At 63.4% G+C, this 20,569-nt stretch carries 23 protein-coding genes; 14 read left to right on the plus strand and 9 right to left on the minus strand.

Features of this window, described 5'->3' with window-relative positions; all coding sequences use genetic code 11:
- Positions 1-48 precede the first annotated feature (48 nt).
- Both QTL96_RS21005 and QTL96_RS21010 read left to right on the plus strand, forming a co-directional pair.
- Positions 49-468 (plus strand): helix-turn-helix domain-containing protein, encoded by a 420-nt coding sequence (locus tag QTL96_RS21005; RefSeq protein WP_289729039.1) that lies wholly within the window; start codon positions 49-51, stop codon positions 466-468.
- A 147-nt stretch (positions 469-615) separates the two neighbouring features.
- On the plus strand, positions 616-1,503 hold the full coding sequence (locus QTL96_RS21010) for a polysaccharide deacetylase family protein (RefSeq protein WP_289729040.1): 888 nt from the start codon (positions 616-618) through the stop codon (positions 1,501-1,503).
- A gap of 321 nt (positions 1,504-1,824) precedes the next feature.
- Here the strand turns inward: QTL96_RS21010 and QTL96_RS21015 are convergent, their stop codons facing one another.
- The 3 genes from QTL96_RS21015 to QTL96_RS21025 all read right to left on the minus strand — a co-directional run bounded on the left by QTL96_RS21015 (position 1,825) and on the right by QTL96_RS21025 (position 5,995).
- On the minus strand, positions 1,825-3,111 hold the full coding sequence (locus QTL96_RS21015; RefSeq protein WP_289729041.1) for an FAD-dependent oxidoreductase: 1,287 nt from the start codon (positions 3,109-3,111) through the stop codon (positions 1,825-1,827).
- A gap of 7 nt (positions 3,112-3,118) precedes the next feature.
- The gene (locus QTL96_RS21020) at positions 3,119-4,285 is read right to left on the minus strand and encodes an AI-2E family transporter (protein ID WP_209189642.1); all 1,167 of its coding nucleotides are present in this window, start codon (positions 4,283-4,285) and stop codon (positions 3,119-3,121) included.
- Positions 4,286-4,486: 201 nt separating this feature from the next.
- Positions 4,487-5,995, minus strand: a complete 1,509-nt coding sequence (locus QTL96_RS21025; protein WP_289729159.1) for an MFS transporter — start codon at positions 5,993-5,995, stop codon at positions 4,487-4,489.
- Between the two features lie 228 nt (positions 5,996-6,223).
- On the opposite strand from QTL96_RS21025, the gene QTL96_RS21030 reads away from it, so the two are divergent.
- Entirely contained in the window at positions 6,224-7,150 is a 927-nt protein-coding gene (locus QTL96_RS21030) for a LysR family transcriptional regulator (protein ID WP_047507640.1), read from the plus strand.
- A 177-nt stretch (positions 7,151-7,327) separates the two neighbouring features.
- Here QTL96_RS21030 and QTL96_RS21035 read toward each other — a convergent pair whose 3' ends face one another.
- Complete coding sequence (locus tag QTL96_RS21035; RefSeq protein WP_026283483.1) at positions 7,328-8,305, minus strand: VOC family protein; 978 nt, start codon at positions 8,303-8,305, stop codon at positions 7,328-7,330.
- 267 nt (positions 8,306-8,572) lie between these two features.
- Here QTL96_RS21035 and QTL96_RS21040 point away from each other — a divergent pair, with 267 nt between their 5' ends.
- Together QTL96_RS21040 and QTL96_RS21045 are read left to right on the plus strand one after the other, a co-directional pair.
- Complete coding sequence (locus tag QTL96_RS21040) at positions 8,573-8,992, plus strand: universal stress protein (protein ID WP_113239664.1); 420 nt, start codon at positions 8,573-8,575, stop codon at positions 8,990-8,992.
- Between the two features lie 170 nt (positions 8,993-9,162).
- The gene (locus QTL96_RS21045; RefSeq protein WP_111560985.1) at positions 9,163-9,825 is read left to right on the plus strand and encodes a hemolysin III family protein; all 663 of its coding nucleotides are present in this window, start codon (positions 9,163-9,165) and stop codon (positions 9,823-9,825) included.
- An 8-nt stretch (positions 9,826-9,833) separates the two neighbouring features.
- Here the strand turns inward: QTL96_RS21045 and QTL96_RS21050 are convergent, their stop codons facing one another.
- Together QTL96_RS21050 and QTL96_RS21055 are read right to left on the minus strand one after the other, a co-directional pair.
- Positions 9,834-10,310, minus strand: coding sequence for a hypothetical protein (locus QTL96_RS21050; RefSeq protein ID WP_289729042.1), 477 nt, complete (start codon positions 10,308-10,310; stop codon positions 9,834-9,836).
- 70 nt (positions 10,311-10,380) lie between these two features.
- Positions 10,381-10,947, minus strand: coding sequence for an XRE family transcriptional regulator (locus QTL96_RS21055; RefSeq protein WP_289729043.1), 567 nt, complete (start codon positions 10,945-10,947; stop codon positions 10,381-10,383).
- A gap of 26 nt (positions 10,948-10,973) precedes the next feature.
- On the opposite strand from QTL96_RS21055, the gene QTL96_RS21060 reads away from it, so the two are divergent.
- Entirely contained in the window at positions 10,974-11,480 is a 507-nt protein-coding gene (locus QTL96_RS21060) for a GNAT family N-acetyltransferase (protein ID WP_289729044.1), read from the plus strand.
- A gap of 67 nt (positions 11,481-11,547) precedes the next feature.
- On the opposite strand, the gene msrB is transcribed toward QTL96_RS21060, so the two are convergent.
- From msrB to QTL96_RS21075, 3 genes are all read right to left on the minus strand, one after another.
- Positions 11,548-11,958, minus strand: coding sequence for a peptide-methionine (R)-S-oxide reductase MsrB (msrB, locus tag QTL96_RS21065; RefSeq protein WP_018901181.1), 411 nt, complete (start codon positions 11,956-11,958; stop codon positions 11,548-11,550).
- A 131-nt stretch (positions 11,959-12,089) separates the two neighbouring features.
- Positions 12,090-12,536, minus strand: a complete 447-nt coding sequence (locus QTL96_RS21070; protein WP_289729045.1) for a hypothetical protein — start codon at positions 12,534-12,536, stop codon at positions 12,090-12,092.
- An 85-nt stretch (positions 12,537-12,621) separates the two neighbouring features.
- Positions 12,622-13,434 carry a class I SAM-dependent methyltransferase gene (locus QTL96_RS21075; protein ID WP_289729046.1) on the minus strand — a complete coding sequence of 271 codons (813 nt, stop codon included), beginning with the start codon at positions 13,432-13,434 and terminating at the stop codon, positions 12,622-12,624.
- A 204-nt stretch (positions 13,435-13,638) separates the two neighbouring features.
- On the opposite strand from QTL96_RS21075, the gene QTL96_RS21080 reads away from it, so the two are divergent.
- From QTL96_RS21080 to mnhG, 8 genes are all read left to right on the plus strand, one after another.
- Positions 13,639-13,854: a hypothetical protein gene (locus tag QTL96_RS21080; protein WP_289729047.1), complete on the plus strand. Its 216-nt coding sequence runs from the start codon at positions 13,639-13,641 to the stop codon at positions 13,852-13,854.
- Positions 13,855-14,008: 154 nt separating this feature from the next.
- Positions 14,009-16,387 (plus strand): putative monovalent cation/H+ antiporter subunit A, encoded by a 2,379-nt coding sequence (locus QTL96_RS21085; RefSeq protein ID WP_289729048.1) that lies wholly within the window; start codon positions 14,009-14,011, stop codon positions 16,385-16,387.
- Entirely contained in the window at positions 16,384-16,803 is a 420-nt protein-coding gene (locus tag QTL96_RS21090) for a Na(+)/H(+) antiporter subunit B (protein WP_289729049.1), read from the plus strand. Before QTL96_RS21085 ends, QTL96_RS21090 begins: the two co-directional genes overlap by 4 nt.
- The gene (locus QTL96_RS21095; protein WP_289729160.1) at positions 16,803-17,180 is read left to right on the plus strand and encodes a Na+/H+ antiporter subunit C; all 378 of its coding nucleotides are present in this window, start codon (positions 16,803-16,805) and stop codon (positions 17,178-17,180) included. Before QTL96_RS21090 ends, QTL96_RS21095 begins: the two co-directional genes overlap by 1 nt.
- 227 nt (positions 17,181-17,407) lie before the next feature.
- A complete protein-coding gene (locus tag QTL96_RS21100; RefSeq protein ID WP_289729050.1) occupies positions 17,408-18,967 on the plus strand; it encodes a Na+/H+ antiporter subunit D in 1,560 nt (519 codons plus the stop codon).
- The gene (locus tag QTL96_RS21105) at positions 18,964-19,437 is read left to right on the plus strand and encodes a Na+/H+ antiporter subunit E (RefSeq protein ID WP_289729051.1); all 474 of its coding nucleotides are present in this window, start codon (positions 18,964-18,966) and stop codon (positions 19,435-19,437) included. The genes QTL96_RS21100 and QTL96_RS21105 overlap by 4 nt, the downstream gene beginning before the upstream one ends.
- On the plus strand, positions 19,434-19,856 hold the full coding sequence (locus QTL96_RS21110) for a cation:proton antiporter (protein WP_289729052.1): 423 nt from the start codon (positions 19,434-19,436) through the stop codon (positions 19,854-19,856). The genes QTL96_RS21105 and QTL96_RS21110 overlap by 4 nt, the downstream gene beginning before the upstream one ends.
- Positions 19,853-20,185, plus strand: coding sequence for a monovalent cation/H(+) antiporter subunit G (gene mnhG, locus QTL96_RS21115; protein ID WP_183796372.1), 333 nt, complete (start codon positions 19,853-19,855; stop codon positions 20,183-20,185). Before QTL96_RS21110 ends, mnhG begins: the two co-directional genes overlap by 4 nt.
- The last annotated feature ends 384 nt before the right edge of the window (positions 20,186-20,569 follow it).

Below are 20,569 nucleotides of genomic sequence, written 5' to 3' on the forward strand. Positions count from 1 at the left end.
TGTCAATGAGGCACTGCGGAGCGCCTAGGTAGCATCGAGGAAACCGCCATGAACGAACATCGGCTGATCGCAGCCCCCGTCAATTGCCGGGCGGACCGCCCCGATGCGATCGAGCAGAGCTTTGTCGTCGATTGCCCGAGCCGGCTGTTGTTCGAGCAGATCGCCGACAAATGGTCGATGATGATCCTGACCGTGCTCGATCGCGGGCCGCTGCGCTTCAACGCGATCAAGCGCCAGCTCGGCGGCATCACCCAGAAGGCGCTGACCCAGACGCTGCGCCGCCTGGAGCGCAACGGGCTGGTGACGCGCGAAGTCATTCCCGTCTCGCCTGTTGCGGTCGAATACCGCATCAGCCCGCTTGGCCGTTCGCTGCAGACGCCGTTCAAGGCGCTCTATGCGTGGACCGTCGACTACCTGCCGGATGTGGAAAAAGCCCGCACTGCCTTCGACGAGCGTTCGGCCGGCTGACCGCACTTGCCGCGCGGCAGCTACTTATTTATCGACTGAAACAGCGATGCGCCGAACCGGCCGTAAATTTGCCGTGGAAACGGCCGATGCGATCACTATACGGCTGCTCCCATCTGAACTCGGTTTGAACTCCACGGTCCCGGCACAATGAAAAACCTCGTCCTCGCCTCGGCGCTGCTCCTTGCCCCGGTCTCCATGACTGCTGCCGGGCAAACGGCGACGATCCAGCCCGTCGTTGCGGCCACCATGCCTGCGCCCGTTGTCCCGCTATCGTCGGACCCGGGGACCGCGAACACGGCACCGAAGGCTGCGCCCAAGGCTCCTGCGCCCAGGCAGACGCCGCCCAGGCAGACATCGTCCACAAAGCTCGTCGAGCCGCACCTGCGCGTCGCCCGCTCCGAGATCAAGGGCCATGCCCGCGTGGCGCTCACCTTCGACGCCTGCATGGGCAAGGCCGACGAGCGCATCCTTTCGGTGCTGGTCTCCGAACGCATCCCGGCAACGATCTTCGTCACCGCCCGCTGGCTGAAGCACAACCCGCAAGCGCTGCAGGTCATGCTCGCCAATCCCGATCTGTTCGAACTGGAAAATCACGGCCAGAACCACATTCCGGCCGTCGACAAGCCGGTATCGATCTACGGCATCGCATCCGCCGGTTCGTCCGAGGCCGTGCGCCTCGAGGTTCAGGGCGGCGCCGACGCCATGCTCGCCTCCGGCATCCCGGCCCCCCGCTGGTTCCGCGGCTCGACCGCCAAATACGACCTCTCTTCGATCGCCCAGATCCGCGCCATGGGCTACCGCATCGCCGGCTACTCGGTAAACGGCGACGGCGGCTCGCTTCTCGGTGCTGCGATCACCGAAAAACGCATCTCGTCTGCCAAGGACGGCGACGTCGTCATCTCCCACATCAACCAGCCGACCCACGCCGCCGGCGAGGGGGTGGCCAAGGCGATCCTTGACCTGAAGGCCAAGGGCACGGAGTTCGTACGGCTGCAGGATGTCGAGGATCGTGGGGACGATGATACGACGGAGTAGGGTGGCTCTCTACTGGCGCTAACTTTGGCGCGGGAGCACGGATCGCTGGATCCGAGTGCGTGATACCCCCCTCTGTCCTGCCGGACATCTCCCCCACAAGGGGGGAGATCGACTCGTGGCGAGATTTGCGCCAACCAATAAAGGTAGAGCGAGCGGCCACCCCCAGCCAATCTCCCCACCTGTGGGGGAGATGCCCGGCAGGGCAGAGGGGGGTATCCCACGGCACAATCTAGCGAGCGGAAATCTAAGTCAAAACCCAACGTGGGGGCTACGGGCCGCACCTCAACCAAGGGCCTCACCTAGCCAACCCGCCAACCCACTCTACCGCACCACCATCTCCACCCTTGCCGCCTCATCTCGCCGCACGCCGCCCGGCCCATCCCGATCCATCGCGAAATCATCGAACCAATCGCGATACGTCCCCGACATCATCGCCCCGATCACCTGCGTCGCCAGATACGAGAACGTGATCCCGTTCCCGCCATAGCCATACGCCCCATAGACATGCGGCAATGAAGGCACAGGCCCGATCAGCGGCAACCCGTCGACCGTTTCGCCAAAGGTGCCGCACCAGGCGGTGGCGACGCGGGTGTCGGCGCGGGGCCAGATCAGTTTCATCTTTTCGCGGATCGTCATGATCTTCTCAGGCGCCTTGGCGTCGCGCGCCGCCGGATCGACGGTGTCGTCATCCTCGCCGCCGACCACGATCCGGCCATCATGGGTCGTGCGCATGTAGAGATAGGGGTGGCTGTCTTCCCAGATCAGCGTCTGGTCGCGCCACAGCGTGCCCGGCTCCTGCGGCACGGTCGCCATTGCCCAGCTCGACGTCGTGCGGTGCAGTTTCGGCATCGCGATATCAGGCAGGCTGTAGCCGGTGGCGAGCACCGCCGTCTTCGCCTCGATCACGAAGCCGCCATCGGTTTCCGCCGTCACGCGGTTGCCTTCGCTGTGCAGCCTCGTGACGGACGCATCGATCAGCCGCGCGCTATCCTTGTTGGCCATCCGCAGCAGCGCCCATGTGAGAAGCAGCGGATCGGCCTCCGCCGAGCCGCGCGACAGGATGCCGGCGTCGCGGTCGATCTCGAATTCGGTGAACAGATCGCAATGTTCGAGGTAGCGGCTCGGAAGCCCGGCGCGCTGCCTGAGTTCGGCCTCGACCGCGAGATCGCGCGCGCCCTCGTGATTTCCAGTAAGATAAAGCGAGCGGCGCGGCTGGAAGGCGCAGTCGATGCGGTAGGCGGCAATCAGCTTGGCGAGACCGGAAACGGCCGCCGCACTGCGCCTGTAGATGCCGACGGCGCGCTCGAAGCCGTAGAATTGCTCGAGCTCCGTCAGGGTCTTGTCGATCTCCCATTGCAGCATCGCGGTGCTGGCGGCGGTGCTCCCGAGCCCCGGATGCTCGCGATCGACGATCGCAACCGACAGGCCGCGCTCAGCCAGATGCTGGCCCATCAGCGCCCCGGTCACGCCGCCGCCGATGACGAGTGCGTCGACCTGGAGATGATCGGTGAGCGGCGCGAAGACGGGGCGGCTGACGCCGTTGCCCCATGGCGAACGGCCGCTGGTCAATCGATCCTGGCTCAGGCTCTTCAGCTCTATCTCGGACATGGCGGCCTCACTTCGGCAGTTGCGGCAGCTGCTTTTCTTCGATGAACAGCTCGTCGATGATGGTCATGACGATCAGCGACAGAGGCAGCGCCAGCATAGCGCCGACGGCACCCCACATCCAGGTCCAGAACAGAATGGCGAGGAACACCACGAAGGCGTTGATCTCCAGCCGCCGTCCCATCACCGCCGGGAAGATCAGGTTTTCCATCAGCAGGTGGACGGTAAAGAAGGCCGCTGCCGGGATCAGCCCGACGACGAGAGCATCATGCGTGATGATGCCGGCAATCGCGATCGCGAGCGTCATCATGGTGATCCCGAGATAGGGAATGAAGCTCGAGAGAAACGCGAAGAAGCCCCAGAGCACTGGCGACGGCAAACCGCCGGCATAGGCGATGATGGTCATCACGACGCCGAGGCAGGCGTAGATCACCGAGGCGGTGGCGAAATAGAAGCCCAGCACCTGCTCGACGCTGCTGATCACGCGGATGGCGGCGAGCCGCTGCGAGCGCTCGCGAAAGACCATGATGATCGACTTGCGCAGGCTGACGCGGCCCATCAGGAAGAGCAGCAGTGCGGCGAAGAAGATCAGCGCCTGCACCAGGGCCGGCGTCAGGTTCGCTGTCACGAGATGCAGAATGTTGCCGGTATTCTCCAGCAGCTTCTCTGCCGACATCGGCCCGCTCTGGAAGGTTTCGGGCGTGATATGCAGCCACTTGATGCGCTCGAGATAGGGCATCAGCCGGTTCGCCGTCTTCTCGGCAAAGTCCGGGCCCTCGTTGGCAAGCGTCGTCAGCGGGCCTGCAAGCGAATTGGCGACGAGGAAAATGATGAGCGCCACGGCCGAGGACAGGATCACGGCGTTGGTAATCCGGGGCACGCCGAGCTTCGTCAGCTTCTCCGCCAGCATCCCGAGGATCATGCCGACGACAATGGCAAGCGTCAGCGGGATCAAGACCAGCGACATCATGTAGACGGCCGAGAGAGCGAGGATCACGAAGATGCCGATGATCGCCCAGGCCATTGAAATGTCTAGGCCATCCTTCTCCAAACGCCGCACCGGCGCCTGTATTATGGCTTCCTCTGCGTCAGTCATGTTTTTCGCCCATGAACTGACCCGCCGCTCTCCGATCGCGATCTTGCTCGCCTGTTTGCGAATGCCGTTGGCAATACCCATGAATAGTCGTTCCCCGGAAGCCCCTGTGCTTCGCACCTAGAACGCCGCGAAACTCATTCCGGTTCCGCCTGTGTCAAAGCGGGAATGCCGAATTCTCGCCTCATCTGAGGCGCATCATCAGGAACGCAACGGCGGGGAGGCAGGGCCGCTGCGTTTCGTGCCCGTTTGGAGCACCGCCGCGGCCCTGCCAGATCCGATATGTCAGCCTGCCGGACTGTCGCAAACGGCGGCTTCCGAGACCGTCTCCGGCTCCTTGCGGCCGAGAAACGCCACCACCACGACCGCCGTGAAAATGGTGATGCTCGCGAGCAGGATGAGCAGCGTGCTGAAGGCCTGCGCGTAGTTCAGCGCCAGCGCCTCGCGACCCATCTGGGGCATGACGGCCGCCGCCGCGCCAAGATCGCCGGTCACCAACCGCTGCGCCGCCCGCGCCGCCTCTTCAGCTGATCCACTTGCTCCACCAAGCCGGGCGCCAACAAGCGCCGAAAGCACCGCGCTGACGATGGCGAGCGCCACGCCTTCGCCGGCAACGCGCGTCGTGCTGAAAATCCCCGTCGCCATGCCGGCCCGCTCCTTCGGCACGACGCTGACGGCAAGGCCGTCCATCAGCCCCCAGGGCAGGCTGATGCCGATGCCGATCGTCAGAAGCGGCCCGATCAGAAGCAAAGGCTGCGCGGCCGGTACGCCGGCCGGAATGGTCGACAGCCAGAAGAGCCCACCGGCCGCGATCAGCAGCCCGACGCCGCAGATGACGGCGGCCGTAAACCAGCGCGTCAACAGCCCGGCGACGACGGGCAGCACCAGCAGCGGCCCGGACAGCGCGATCATCATCTGCCCGGCGCCCACCTCGCTCATGCCATCGATGCCGACGAAGCGCACGGGAAGCAGGATGAGCAGCACCACGAAGGCGTAAGCCGGCGCGGCGGCCAGAAGCTGCACGCCGACGAAGCGCGGATAGCGAAACAGCGTCAGGTCGAGCATAGGCCGCGCCGTTCTCCGCTCGATCAGCCAGAAGCCGACCAAGAGCGCTGCCGAGGTGACGAGCAGCGCCACGACGGAAGGGCTGCCCCAGCCATTCTCCGGCGCCAGCAGAACGCCATAGGTGAAGAGCGCCAATGCCAGCGTGAAGCTTGCCGCACCCGCCCAGTCGAGCCCCTTGGCCTCCGGGTCGCGCGTCTCGTGGAGGAAGGCGGCGCCGAGCACAAAGGCGATCGTGCCCAACCCCACGACGAGCGCGAAGATCGCCGGCCAGCCGAAGCTGTCGACCATCAGGCCGGAGGCGATCGGCCCGAAGGCGAGGCCGACGCCGAAGCTGGAGCCGACGATGCTGAAGGCGCGCATCCGCGCATTGCCCTCGAACTCCTGCGCCAGCGCCGCCATGCCGCCGGAAAACGCGGCCGCCGCACCCATGCCCTGCAACGCTCTCAGCACGTCGAACCAGACGATATCGGGGGCGAAGGCGAGGCCTGCGGAAAACAGCAGGAAGGCCACGAGCCCCATGAGAAAGATGCGCTTGCGGCCATAGCTGTCGGCGAGCGCGCCTGATGCCATCAGGCTGCTGCCGAAGGTCAGCATGAAGGCATTGGTCACCCAGTTGAGCGCGATCGGGCTGCCGCCGAGATCGCGGCTGATCGCCGGCAGCGCCACCGCCGGCCCGGTGAAGGTCAGCGGCATGGCGGCCGCGGCAGCACAGATGCCGATCAGCGCCATGATCTTCCTGATGCTGCCGGCTTGGCTTGCGCCGGCGGCGCCAAGCGGTGTCGAGAGTTGTCGTGTCATGAGATATCCGCCTGTGTGAAAGGTGAAGCGCGGCGATAGCGGGAGGCCTATCGCCGAAAGCACAGACAAGATAAATTCGCTTCAATATCGCGATAAGCGGCCTATAGTGCCGTTCATAGTGGAAAAATTCGCTCGAATAGAAAGAGTGGAAAGCGCAATATGGATCAGCTCAGCGGCTTGTCGGCCTTCGTGAAAACCGCCGATCTCGGCAGCTTCGTCGCCGCCGGGCGCGTGCTCGGCCTGTCGGCCTCCGCCGTCGGTAAGGCGGTGACGACGCTGGAGCGGCAGGTCGGCGTGCGGCTCTTCCAGCGCTCGACGCGCAGTATTCGGCTGACGGAGGAGGGGCGGCTGTTTCACGAGCGCTGCCGCCGCGTGCTTGACGATCTCGAGGATGCGCAGGCCTCGCTGGCGGCCGCCGTCGCCACCCCGCGCGGCCGTCTGCGCCTCAGCCTGCCGCTGGTCAGCTATCATCTTCTTTTGCCCGTGGTGCCGGGCTTCGTTCGCCTCTATCCCGAAGTGGAACTCGATCTCGATTTCAACGATCGCATCGTCGATCTGATCGACGAGGGTGTCGATGTGGCGATCCGCAGTGGTGACCTGCAGGATTCCCGGCTGATGTCGCGGGCGCTGCGACCGTTCCGCATGCTGCTCTGCGCCGCGCCCGACTATCTGGAGGCGCACGGCACGCCGAAGACCCCGGCCGATCTCGCCGGCCACGCCGCCATCCGCTTTCGCTTTCCCAACAGCGGCAAGCTGCAGGACTGGCCGCTTGCCATGCCATCAGGCGCGCCGGAGCTGGCGATCCGCAGCCTGCTCGTCTGCAACAACATGGAAGCATTGGGCGGCGCGGTGGAGGCCGGTCTCGGCATCGGCTGCATGCCGGATTTCCTGGCAAGGCGCCGGCTGGCGGAAGGCCGCCTGCGCACCGTGCTCGACGATCACATCGACGGCCCCGGCCAGTTCCACATGCTCTGGCCCTCGAACCGGCATTTGTCGCCCAAGGTCCGCGTGCTGGTCGATTACCTTACCGAAACCCTCTTCGCCGACCACTTCGAAAGCCCGGCCGCACCGGCATGGCCGACGTGAGGGTTGTCATCATCTCTCCCTCATTCCTGTGCTTGTCACAGGAATCCAGCCAACCCAAGTCCTTGGGTTGAAAAGACTCTTCCGCGTCGCGGACGCGACGCTGCTGGATCCCGGCTCAAGGCCGGGATGAGGGTGGAGTGTTTGGCGTCATTCTCCAGACGTCTAGGAATTCCCTGATCAAGCCGACAGCGTCAGCCCGATTCCCCAGGGATCGCGCAGGAACACGCCGCCGTCGCGCTTCTCGCTCTTGATCTCGAGTTCATCGAGCTTGGCTACGGCCTTGTCGAGCGCCGCGGTATCGTTGAAGCGCAGCGCGTAGTCGGAAAGCCCGGTCATCGCCTCGGTGCGGGCGCCCGCGCCGCGGCTGTTCCAGATGTTGGCGGCGACATGGTGGTGGTAGTCGCCGGTGGCAAAGAAGCTGGCGCCGGGATAGCGCGCCATGATCTTCAGGCCGAGAACGTCGCGATAAAACTGGTCTGCCTCGGGGATGTTGCCGACCTGCAGGTGGATGTGCCCGATCGCCGAGCCATCGGCCATGCCGGTCCAGGTATCCTGTGGCGCGCTCTCATAGAGCGCCTGCAGGTCGAGCCGGTGGGTCGCCATCTCCACCTGGCCGTCCTGGTGGAATTTCCATTGCATCGGCGAGCGGTCCGAATAGATCTCGATGCCGTTGCCCTCGGGGTCGGAGAGATAGATCGCCTCGCTCACCAGATGGTCGGACGCGCCGTCGAGAACCACATTGTTGTGCGCGGCATGACGCAGCCAGCGCGCCAGCTCGACGCGCGATGGCATCAGGAAAGCGGTGTGGAACAGGCCGGCGGCATTGCGCGGCGCGGTGCGCACATCCTTGCCCGTCGTCAGCGTCAAAAGCGGCGTTTCGCCGACGCCAAGCACTTCGCCGCTCGCCGTCTTCTCGATGACCTTAAGCCCGAGCATCGACTGGTAGAAGGCCGAAACGGTGGGAAGGTCGGTCACGACGAGATGCGAGTGATCGACATAGGCAGGGCGCGTCAGCGCGTAGGAAGTCTGTGTGGTGGTCATCTTAGGGTCTCCTGCCCGGGATAAGGAGGGCGTACCGGCGCCGGCAGCAAAGATACTGCCTTCAGGCAGCAAACTGCTGCCCATAGCGATGCCAAGGAAGGTTCGCCGGTTCATGCGTGTGATGGGTCCTCTGGCCGCTGTACTTGCATCCTATATGGCGCATTGCGATTGTTCACAGAAGTCCCGTTTTTGACGATGAAGCGTTCGATATCCATTGACGACTTCCGCGCGTGATCTTGATCACAATCAAGCTGTCAGCTTGATCCCGATCAATGCGCCAGCTTGATCCCTATCAAGCATCAGCTTGATCTCAATCAAAGCGCCATATGTATTTCAGGAGGATATTGTCACCATTACATGCAGTCATAGAGGAGTTGCATCATGTACAGGAAGATCATCGTCGCGGTCGAAATCGGCGCGCTCGCAAACGGAGACATGACCTTCCGCAAGGCCGCCTCGCTGCTCGATAGCGGCGGCGAGATCATCCTGCTCAACGTCGTCGAGGACATCCCGACCTATCTCGGCGTCGATATCCCTGTCGACCTCATCGAAAACGCCGCCAAGGATGCGCAGGAGAAGCTCCAGGGCCTGATCGTCAGCACCGGCATCCCCGCCCGCGTCGAAATCAGCCACGGCCGACCGGCCAGCGGCATCATCGCCTCGGCCGAGGCCAACCAGGCCGACCTCATCATCCTCTCCTCGCACATGCCCGATTTCAGCAATTACTTCATCGGCGCCACCGCCGACCGCGTCGTGCGCCATGCCAAATGCTCGGTGCTGGTCGATCGTCGCAAGGCGTGAGCGCAAGCCTATAAAAGGGAGGCGGAGATGCGGGAGGCTGCCACGGCCTCCCGCCTCATCCGGTTCACGAAGATTTATCCTCCCCACACAGCGCTTGTGTTGCGCGCAAACCATTTCGATGCCACGATCTCGGCCTACGAACAGGCAATCATCTAAACGGGCATTTCCGCATGGGCGAGTTCAACGGCATCCGCTGGGCTTATGACAAATACGAGCTGATCGCCGATGGGATCGTCCACGGGGTCGGGCTGGCGCTCGCGCTTATCGGCGCCACCGTGCTGATCTTCTACGCCACCGTCTGGTCCTCGCATGGCGAACTCGCCGCCGCCTGGATCTACAGCCTCGGCCTGGTGCTGACGCTCGGCATCTCGTTCTCCTACAACGCCTGGCCGGTATCGCGTACCAAATGGTTCCTGCGCCGGCTCGATCATTCCTCGATCTTCATCCTGATCGCCGCCACCTACACGCCGTTCCTCGAGCGCGGCGCCGACAACCCTCTACTTCTCGGCATGCTTATCGGCATCTGGGCCGTGGCCTTCATGGGCGTGTTCCTGAAATGCGTCTTCCCCGGCCGCTACGACCGTCTGGCGATCCTGCTCTATCTCGCCATGGGCTGGAGCGGCGTCATGGTCGCGGGGCCGGTCGCCGAGCGCATCCCCTATGCCTCGATGCTCCTGATCGTCATCGGCGGCATCATCTATTCGCTCGGCGTGATCTTCCACGTCTGGGAAAAACTGCGCTTCCAGAACGCCATCTGGCACGGCTTCGTCGTCGCGGCTGCGGCGGTCCATTACACCGCGGTGCTCACCTGCTTCAGCATGAGCCCGGCGTGAGCTTATGATCACTGGCAGCGCGGCGGTGCAACGAGCGTCTTCACCAGTCGTTTGATAACCGGGTCGTATTGCTTCAGCTGTGCCTGCGGGTACTCGAGTGTAAAGTAGCCTACCGTGGCATCGCAGAGCGGGATGGCGCGGACATAGAGAATACGATCCTTGCGGCTACCGGAATAGCTGGCTCCGCGTTTGGAAGATTGCTGGTAGCTGATTGTCCAGCCTTCTCCCTTATCCAATGCCATGCGGCTCTTAATCTCGGTCGTGAAGTCGTCTTCCATTCGATTGGCGCCAAAGACTCGCAGTTCAGCTTTGCTGTCTGTCGACGCTAGCGCCATTCCGTCGCCATTATCGGCCTTGTGAGTGACAGCAAAATCTTCTGGCAATTCGACGGCGTAGCCGAAACGAAAATTGCTATAGGAGCGCCAGTCCTCTGCGGCGACAGGCGTGGTTACAAGGCAAAGCAGCAAGGCCAAACGATAAAGCACAAAGCACCCTCCGGTTCGTCCGTGCCATCGTAACGACGATCACCATGTTCAACCAGTCCTGGCGCGCCCCTCAGCCGGTCTTCGTCAGCGTCACCACATAGCGGCAGGTCTCATCGCTATCGTTGCGAAACTCGCAATCCACCGCCGGACCGAGCAGCAGGCAGTCGCCCGCCTTTAGCGCATGCACCATCTCGCCCTCGACGAAGGTGAGCGCCCCCTCGGTCACCCAGATGCATTGGCGCAGAAACACGAAGGAGGCAGCCGGGTAGGCGACGCCGGCGCCTGAGGGCAGTGCAATCTCGACGATATCGAACGGGCTGCCGTCCGGCGAAACGTGTCGCCGCGTATATCCCGTTTCCGGGTCGGTCCACAGCGGCTGGTCAGCGTGAAGGCGCAGCCGCTGGCTGCCCGCCTCGGCGCGCGCGATCAGCGATGACACCGTCAGCCCGAAGGCGCCGCAGAGCTTGCCCAGCAGCGAGGCCGTCGGGCTGCTCTCGCCGCGCTCCACCTTGTGGATCATCGCCCGCGATACGCCGGAGTGGTCGGCGAGATCGCTCAGCGACCATCCCCGCAATTCCCGCTCGGCGCGGACGCGATCGCCTAGACAGCGGTCGAAATTGTCTGATATAGTGGACATAGTGAATTTATAGTGGATAGACCATCATGACGCAAGCCACCCTCATCCGCGACGCCAGCGAGGCCGATCTGGCCGCGATCCGCGATATCTACAATCACGCGGTGGAGCACACGACGGCGATCTGGAACGAAACGGTGGTCGATCTCGACAACCGCCGGGAATGGTTCGCCATGCGCCGCGCCCGCGGCTTCCCGGTTCTGGTTGCCGAGAAGGACGGCAAGATCGCCGGTTACGCCTCCTATGGCGACTGGCGCGCCTTCGAAGGCTTCCGCCACACGGTCGAGCATTCCGTCTATGTCGAAAAGGATCACCAGGGCGCCGGCATCGGCAGAGAATTGATGACGGCGCTGATCAAGCGCGCCGGCGAAAACGGCATCCACGTCATGATCGCCGGCATCGAGGCCGGCAACAAGGCCTCCATCGCGCTGCACGAAAAACTCGGCTTCCGCAACGGCGGCACCTTCCACGAAGTCGGCACCAAGTTCGGCCGCTGGCTGGACCTGACGTTCATGGAATTGCGGGTGCCGGGCTGAGCCACACCACAAACGCAAAACGCCCGCCACGGTCTCCCGCGGCGGGCGTTTTGCAATAGTCACCACATCACTTGTCCGGCGTAAACACCATCGAGTGGCCGTTGATGCAGTAGCGCAGACCGGTCGGCGGTGGGCCGTCGGGGAAGACGTGGCCGAGATGGGCCTCGCAATTGCCGCAGCGGATTTCGGTGCGCACCATGCCGTGGCTGGTATCGCGATACTCGGTAACCGCCTCGGGCGAAACCGCCTCGAAATAGCTCGGCCAGCCGCAGCCGGCGTCGAACTTGGTGTCGGAGCGAAACAGCGGCGCGTCGCAGCAAACGCAGCTGTAGAGCCCCGTTTCGAATGAATCCCAGTAGGGGCCGGTGAAGGCCCGTTCGGTGCCGTGCTGGCGGGTGATGCGGTACTGCTCGGGGGTGAGCTGTTCCTTCCACTCGGCATCGGTCTTGTGAACCTTGGCGATCGTCGTATCGGCCATGGAGTGCTCCTTTCACGCAGCTGTGGCTTGCGGCGAGTGTTTTTTGATTTCTTCGGCAATGTGGTGCTGTTGACGCGAACGATCAAGGGACCGCGCGCGTCCGACGGTCGAGTTCGCGGCCTCCGTGTCGATCAGATCACAGCCCGCTGCGCCTCGATATACCCTCTCAGCCTGGCGACCAGCGCAGCCTCGCCGTCGCCGGATTTCGCTGCCTCGCTCCACGAATAGCCCATGCAGGCCGGGCGGTGGCGCTTGTCCTCGGGCTCGGTCAGATAGCGCGGCATGATATGCGCGTGCAGGGCAGGCTCCGCATTGCCCCAGATCTCGTAGTTCACCCGGGCGCAATCGGTGGCGGAAAGCAGCGCGTCGCCGGCAAGCGTCATGTCTGCGAGAAAGGCGGCGCGCGCTTCGGGGTTGAGATCATTGAGGCTGGGCACGACGGGATCCGCCAGCAGCAGAGAGTAGCCGGGCAGCGGCTGCACATCGCCGATGACAAGCCAGCCGGAACGCATGCGGCAGATCACATAAGGGTTCGTGCCCGCCCGCGCCATCGCCACGCGCTCTTCGATAAGGTTCATTGCGATTCCCTAAAGGATTGATTCCGTTTGAATCTTCCTATGATCAGAAGAGGCCGGGCCACGCAATGGGTCGCACGATGCAAACCTACCCCGAGGCCAAAATCACATGCGCCTGGATCTTCGCGGCGATCTCGCCGTTGCCGTGCTTGCCCGCGAGCGCCGCCTCCGCCGCCTTGGTAGCAGCCTCAAGCTTTTCGGGGTTCCGCGCCTCGATCTCGCCGCGCAAGGGCGTTCCCTGGCAATAGGCGACCGCCACCTCGCGGGCCGACGGCGCGCGGCTGATATCGGCGCGCGTGTCGATCTCGATCTCCTTGAAACCGGCGCGCGCGAGGTCGTCGCGGATCTGGTTGCGGTCGTGATAGCCGTGCGGCGTGCGCTCGGCGAAGCGTGGCGGGTCGTCGGGAAACACGGAGGCGAGCGCCTTGGTCACGTCGTCGGCGAATACATTCGTCTCGATCCGGTCCCAGACGCTGAACAGAAGCCGGCCGTTTGGCTTGAGCACCCGCCGTGCCTCGCGGTAGGCCGCCGGTCGGTCCGGAAAGAACATCGCCCCGAACTGGCAGCAGACGAGGTCGAAACTCGCATCCTGGAAGGGCAGCGCCATGGCATCGGCCTGTCGCCAGACGACACGGTCGTCGGCCGGCTGGTGCAAGCGGGCGTAGTCGAGCATGGCCTGGTTGAGATCGGTCGCGATATAGGTCGCGCCGGGCGGGAGCAGTGGCGCCAGCGCCCGTGTCACGGCGCCGGTACCGGCCGCGATCTCGAGAACCGCCTTCGGCTTGAGGGCGGCTGCCCGTCGCGCCAGGTCGGCGGCATAGGATGCGAAAATCAGCGGCACCATGTGGCGGTCGTAATTCTCAGGAACAGAGCCGGCAAAGATCTTGTCCGCTTCCAGCATCGCCTCATCCTCCCTTGATGATTGGCATTTGCTATCGCGAACAGACTACCACGAAACGGCGTCTGCCGCTCGTCTCGATCGTCGCTGTCGCGCGCTTCATCGCATCGCCCGTTCGGATGAACGCCGGCTCATCATAAGAGACAGCTAATGTCGCCCCTGATCCTGGCTATACTTGATGAAACGCAAGCATCGGGGGATGCTGAAATGAGTGAAACCATTGTTGTCAGCGCCTATTGCGCGATCTCGAGCGTCTTCATGCTGATGACGGCGCTTGAAGGCTGGGCCGTCAGGGGCGGATGGACGCTGGCGCGTGGTTTCGGCCTTGCCGCCTGTTCGCTCTGGCCGCTGCTGCTGACCGCGTTTTTCCTGCATGCGCTGCTCGCGCCAAGACGCCTGCCGCGTCTGACGAGAGCCGGCTGATCAATCCTCTTTGCGCCGCCATCCGTCCCCGCGCGCGATGCGTCCAAACCCTCATTTGGCCGATCAAAGCTTGAGATGGCGGCGCTCTTCTTCTAAACCTTGAGGCATCTGATTTGCTTCGGATTCGCGGATTTCGAGGGGTAGGGGAGGCTGGATGGCCGATGGCACGGCATTGACGTTTGCGGCTCTGTGCCTGCCATTTCTTGGCGCCGTCCTTGCACCGTTTCTCGTCCGCGCATTCGGCCACAATGCCGCCTGGCTGCTGGCGCTCGCGCCGCTTCTCGCTTTCCTGCGCTTCGCAAGCCTTCTGCCCGAAATCGCCGCCGGAACCGTCATTCGCGGCGGCTATGCCTGGGCGCCGAGCCTCAATCTCGATTTCGCCTGGATGCTCGACGGCCTGTCGGTCACCTTCGCGCTGCTTATATCGGGCATTGGCACGCTGGTCGTGCTTTATGCCGGCGGTTATCTGAAGGGCCATCCCGATCTCGGCCGCTTCTTCTCCTTCGTCTTCCTGTTCATGGGCGCGATGCTCGGTCTTGTCGTCTCGGACAATTTCCTGATGCTCTTCGTCTTCTGGGAGCTGACGTCGATCACCTCCTTCCTGCTGATCGGCTTCGATCACCGCCGCGAGGCCTCGCGGCGCGCCGCCCTGCAGGCGCTGGTCATCACCGGCGGTGGCGGATTGCTGTTGCTGGCCGGCCTGTTGATGATCTGGAGCACGACAGGCGCGTCCGAGCTTTCGGTGCTGCTGCAATCGGGCGATCTCTTGCGCGCCAACCCCTATTACATGCCAATCCTGCTGCTCATCCTCGGCGGCGCCTTCACCAAGTCGGCGCAATATCCGTTCCACGCCTGGCTGCCCAACGCCATGGAGGCGCCGACGCCGGTTTCGGCCTATCTCCATTCGGCGACCATGGTCAAAGCCGGCGTCTATCTCCTGATGCGCCTCAATCCCGCCATGGGCGGCACGGCGCCCTGGATGTTCATCCTGCCGCTCTTCGGCGGCGTAACGCTTCTCGTCGGCGCGCTGCTCGCCATCCGCCAGGCCGACCTGAAACTGAAGCTCGCCTATACCACCGTGTCCTCGCTCGGTCTGCTGGTTCTCTTGACTGGCTTCGGCTCCGATTACGCCATCGAGGCGGCGGTGCTTTATCTGGTCGCCCATGCGCTGTTCAAGGGCGCGCTGTTCATGGTCTCGGGGATCATCGACCACGAGACCGGCACCCGCGACGTCACACGCCTCAGCGGGCTGAGAACGGCAATGCCGCTGACCTTCGTGACCGCGCTTGCCGCCGCCCTCTCGATGGGCGGCCTGCCGCCATTTGCGGGCTTCCTCGCCAAGGAGGAGATCTACGCGGCCCTTGCCCATGGCGATCCGCGCTCGATCCTCTTCGCCATCCTGGTGATCGCCGCCAACGTGCTGATGTTCGCCATCGCCTTCGCCGTCGCCCTGAAACCCTTCCTCGGTGCCCCGATCGAAACGCCGAAGCACCCGCACGAAGCCCCGCCGCTTCTCTGGCTCGGCCCCGCCGTGCTGGCCTTGCTCGGCCTTCTCGCCGCCCTGTTTTCGGCAACGACCCACCGCTTCATCTCCTCGCCCATGGCCTCATCGGTTCGAGGAGCGGCGACCATGATCGAGAGTTCGCTCGCCCCGCATATCGGGCTGCCGCTGCTCCTGTCGCTCTTCACCATCGCGCTCGGCATTGCCGTCTACTGGCAGCTCGATCGCGCCCGCGCGCTGATGGCGGTGCTGTTGCAGAGATTGGGGCCGGGGCCGGACCAGGGCTTCGACAACGCCATATCGGGCCTTGTCGCATTCTCCGTGCGCATCACCCGCATCCTGCAGCCCGGCCGGTTGGAGATCTACGTCACCTGCACCTTCCTCGCGGTCGCCGCCATCCTCATTCTGCCGCTGTGGCTGTTCGGGGAGGGGCCGTCGCTGCCGGCATGGCCGGCGGGCGTGCAGATCCATGAATGGGGCGTCTTCCTGCTCGCCGCGATCGGGCTTGTCGCCGTCATCATCGCCCGCGACCGGCTGACCGCCATCGTCTCGCTCGGCATCCAGGGCTTTGCCGTCGCCCTCATCTTCCTGCTCTTCGGCGCCCCCGATCTCGCCTTCACCCAGTTCATGGTCGAGACGCTCTCGGTCGTCATCCTCGCGCTGGTCATGACGCGGCTGCGCCTGTCGCACATCGATCCGCGCCCTGTCGGCCAGATGCTCTTCGACGGCGCGGTGGCGCTGGCCTGCGGCGCCGGTCTGACGCTGCTGCTGATGAAGGCCACCGAAGCGCCGTTCAGCGCCACCCTCAGTGATTTCTTCAATACCTATTCGAAAACCATCGCCCACGGCGCCAATGTCGTGAACGTCATCATCGTCGATTTCCGCGGCACCGACACGCTCGGCGAGATCGCCGTCGTCGCCATGACAGGCCTTGCCATCCTGGCTCTGATCCGTGTCCGGGCAGGGGCCGAGCGCAAGCTTGCCGCAAACGACCCCGATGCGCCCGATGACCTCGGAGTGGAGCGCCCATGAATACGCTGATCTCCCGCACCATCGCTCCCGTGCTCACCGCGCTGATGCTGCTTTTCTCTGTCTTCGTGCTGCTGCGCGGCCATAATGAGCCCGGCGGCGGCTTCATCGGCGGGCTGATCGCGGCATCCGCCTTGGCGATCTTCGGCATCATCAGGGGCACCGGCGCCGTGCGTCGCGCCATCGTCTTCCACCCGCTGTCGATAGCAGGCGCCGGCCTATTGATATCGTCTGTCGCCGGCCTCATCTCGATCGTCTTCGCCGTGCCCTTCATGACCGGCCTCTGGATCTATCCCAAGATTGCCGGTGTCGAGGTGCCGCTGTCTAGCGTGATGCTGTTCGATATCGGCGTCTATCTCGTCGTGGTCGGCGCGGTCACCTCGATCGCGCTGTCGCTGGAAGAGCGGGAGGTCGAATGATGGAGCCGCTTTTCGCCGTCCTCGTCGGCCTGTTCTTCACGGCCGCCGTCTATCTGATGCTGTCGAAATTCTCGATCCGCATCATGCTTGGTATCGCCATCCTCGGCAACGCCGTCAATTTGCTGCTATTCACATCAGGCCGGCTCACTCGCGAAGTCCCGCCGATCATCCCCGACGGCCTCGACGCGCTGCCTTCGGGCGCCGCGAACCCGCTGCCGCAGGCACTGATCCTGACGGCGATCGTCATCTCCTTTTCGCTGCTGGCTTTCCTGCTGGTGCTGACCTACCGCGCTTATCAGGACATCGGCACTGACAACACCGACGAGATGCGGGTGGCTGAGCCCGATGAACCGACGTTGCCGCCGGTGAGGTATTGATGATGAGGGGTGTTGTGCGGATAAAAGGCCCTCTCTGCCCTGCCGGGCATCTCCCCCACAAGGGGGGAGAGGACTCGTGGATGGCGCGTCGCCCCACATTGAACATTCTTGTCCTTGGTTCGCGTCGCTTGGCGAGCGGCCGCGCCCAGCGGTTCTCCCCCCTTGTGGGGGAGATGCCCGGCAGGGCAGAGAGGGTCTTGCTTGCTCCCACCGAGGCCACCCCCTAAATGGCCACCCCCACCCAACCCATCCCCGACCTTTCCGCAGCCCTCGTCACATCCCCTGTGCCGATCGCCCACTGGCTCGTCATCGCCCCGGTGGCGCTCTGCATCACCCTTGGCGCCATCCTCCTGATGGCCCGCGGCTCCGTGCGCCTTCAAGCCTCACTCGCCATCCCCGGTCTCGCGCTGCTCGTCGCGCTCGACGCCGCACTCCTCGTCAAGGTCATGGCCGATGGTCCGCTCACCATGGTCATGGGCCGCTGGCTGCCGCCCTTCGGTATCGCCTTCACCGTCGACACGCTCTCCGCCGTCATGGCGCTGACCGCGGCGATCGCGGCACTGGCGGGCGGCATCCACGCGCTCTCCGATATCGACGACACCAACCAGCGCTACGGCTTCTTCCCTTTCCTGATGATGCTGATGGCCGGCGTCACCGGCGCGTTTCTCACCGGCGACGTTTTCAATCTCTACGTCTGGTTCGAGGTGCTGCTGATCTCGTCCTTCGGCCTGCTGATCCTGGGCTCCGAGCGCAAGCAGATCGACGGCGCGATGAAATATGCCGTCCTCAATCTCCTCGGCACGACGCTGTTCCTGATCGCGGTCGGCATTCTCTACGCCATCTTCGGCACGCTCAACATGGCCGATATCGCCAGCAAGGCCGGCGAACTCAGCGAAACCGCGCCGCTGACCACACTGGCGGCTCTCTTCCTGCTCGCCTTCGCGATGAAGGCTGCCGCCTTTCCGGTCAATTTCTGGCTGCCGGCCTCCTATCACACCCCACGCATCGTCGTATCGGCACTCTTTGCCGGCCTGCTCACCAAGGTCGGCATCTACGCGCTGATCCGCGTGCTGGTGGTGCTCCTGCCGCTGGAGCGCGAGGAGCTCAGCCTGCTGATCGCGATCACGGGTGCCGTCACCGCCATTCTCGGCGCGCTCGGCGCGCTGGCGCAGGACGATGTGAGAAAGCTGCTCGGCTATGTCGTGATCTCGGGCATCGGCAACATGCTGATCGGCATCGCCATCGGCACCACAGGGGCGCTGTCGGGCACCGTCTTCTACGCCCTGCATTCCATGCTGCTGATGACGGCGCTCTATCTAGCGGCCGGCCAGATGGCCTTTCTCGGCGGCAGTTTCTCGCTGACGAGGCTTGGCGGTCTCTACCGCCGCAATGGCCTCTTCGCCGCCATCTCGCTCATCCTCTTCTTCGCCGCCTGCGGCCTGCCGCCATTCTCCGGCTTCTGGCCGAAGCTCATCCTGGTGAAGTCCTCGCTCGATGTCGGCGCCTGGTGGCTGGCGACGGCCGTGCTCGTCAGCGGCTTCCTGACGACGATCTGCTTCGGCCGCGTCTTCCTGCTCGCCTATTGGCGCCCGGCCACCGAAAGCGCTGAAACCCATGTCGCCATCGGCTGGCGGACGATGCTGCCGCTCTTGCTTCTCACCATCTTCATCGTCGGCTTCGGCCTCCTGCCGGAACGTCTGCTGGCGCTGACGCAATCCGTCGCCACCGAGCTCACCGACCCCTATCCCTATATCGAATCCGTCTTCCCGGGAGGTGTCGCGCCATGATCGCCTTGCTTCTCAATCTCCTGCTGGCGATCGCCTGGGCCGCACTCAGCGGCAGCACCTCGGCCCATAATCTCGTCCTCGGCTTCGCGCTCGGAGCGCTGGCGCTCTTCCTCGTGCGCGAACCGTTCGGAGCCAAGGCCTATCTCTGGCGCCTCTGGGCGATAACGTCGCTGGCGCTGCTGTTCATCAAGGAACTCGCACTGTCCGCCATCAAGGTGGCGACGACGGTGCTTAGTCCCGAGATGAACTTGAAGCCCGGTATCTTCGCCTTTCCGCTCACCGTCGATCGTGATTTCGAAATCACGCTGCTCGCCAACATGATCACCCTGACGCCGGGCACGCTCTCCGTCGATGTCTCCGACGACCGCAAGACGCTCTACGTCCATGCGCTCGATTGCGCCGATCCGGATGCCATCAGGCGCGATATTGCCAATGGCTTCGAGCGCAAGATCATGGAGGCCTTTCGATGACGCCCGACGCGATCGTCTCCATCTCCGCATCCGTGGCCCTCGTCATCCTCGCCGTCACCTTCCTCGTCGCATCCTGGCGGGTCATCGTCGGGCCGACCCTGCCGGACCGCATCTTGGCGCTCGACACGCTGTCGGGCACGGCGATCGGCTTCCTCGCCGTCGTCGCCGTCAAGACCGGCTTTGCGCTCTATATCGATATCGCCATCTCGCTCGGCCTCGTCGGCTTTCTCGCCACGGTCGCCTTCGCCCGCTTCGTTCTGTCGCGCGGCCCGCTGCCCGATCCGACTGGCGTTAGGACCACTCAAACGGATAAAACCGTCCGCCCGGCCTCGAAAAAGCCCGATGCGAAGGTGAAGAGCGATGCCAAGTTGAGACCCAAGACCGCGCCCGCGCGCAAGACGAAGAAGGACAGGACATGATGGACTACGTCATCGCCATCGTCGTTTCCGTGCTGCTCTTGTCGGGCGCGCTTTTCGCGCTGGTGGCCGCTCTTGGTATAGTCAGACTGCCGGATTTATACACGCGCATGCACGCCGCCTCGAAAGCCGGAACGGTGGGCTCTGGGCTGTTATTATTTGCGGCCGGCATCGAATCAGGAGAAATCGCGGTATTTGCACGTTCGCTTGCTGGTTTCGTGTTTTTTATACTGACGGCTCCGGTCGCCGCTCATCTCTTGGCCAGGGCGGCACACAAGACAGGTTATCGTCTGTTACCGCCTTCGGTGCGCGACGATCTTCTTGAAAGGTAAGAGTGCTATATATTCAAGATTTTAAGCAGTTTTTTGCAGTTTTAAGCAGATGTGAGGATGATTAATGTTTCCTTCGCGCTATACTAATTCTTGGGATAGAGGCGTTTTTTGACGGATATATATGAAATATTAATTGGCGTTTTCGCAAAACGGTGATAATTGATGCTCAAGTAGAGTTCTGATATTGAATTAGAATCACATTGCATAATTCCTCGGTCGCTTTGAATTTCAATGTTTAATTGAGGGTCGTGTGCGGGTGTGTGCGTACTAATGCAAGATCAGGCAGTATAAGAACGGGTTTCGGCCTCAGGAATCTAGGGGTGGATTTCAGTTTTTCGAAACATGTAGCCGCAGACTGAGTTTTTTGCTGTTCGCTCTACGATA

Source organism: Rhizobium sp. S163 (genome assembly GCF_030380805.1).
Lineage (GTDB): Bacteria > Pseudomonadota > Alphaproteobacteria > Rhizobiales > Rhizobiaceae > Rhizobium.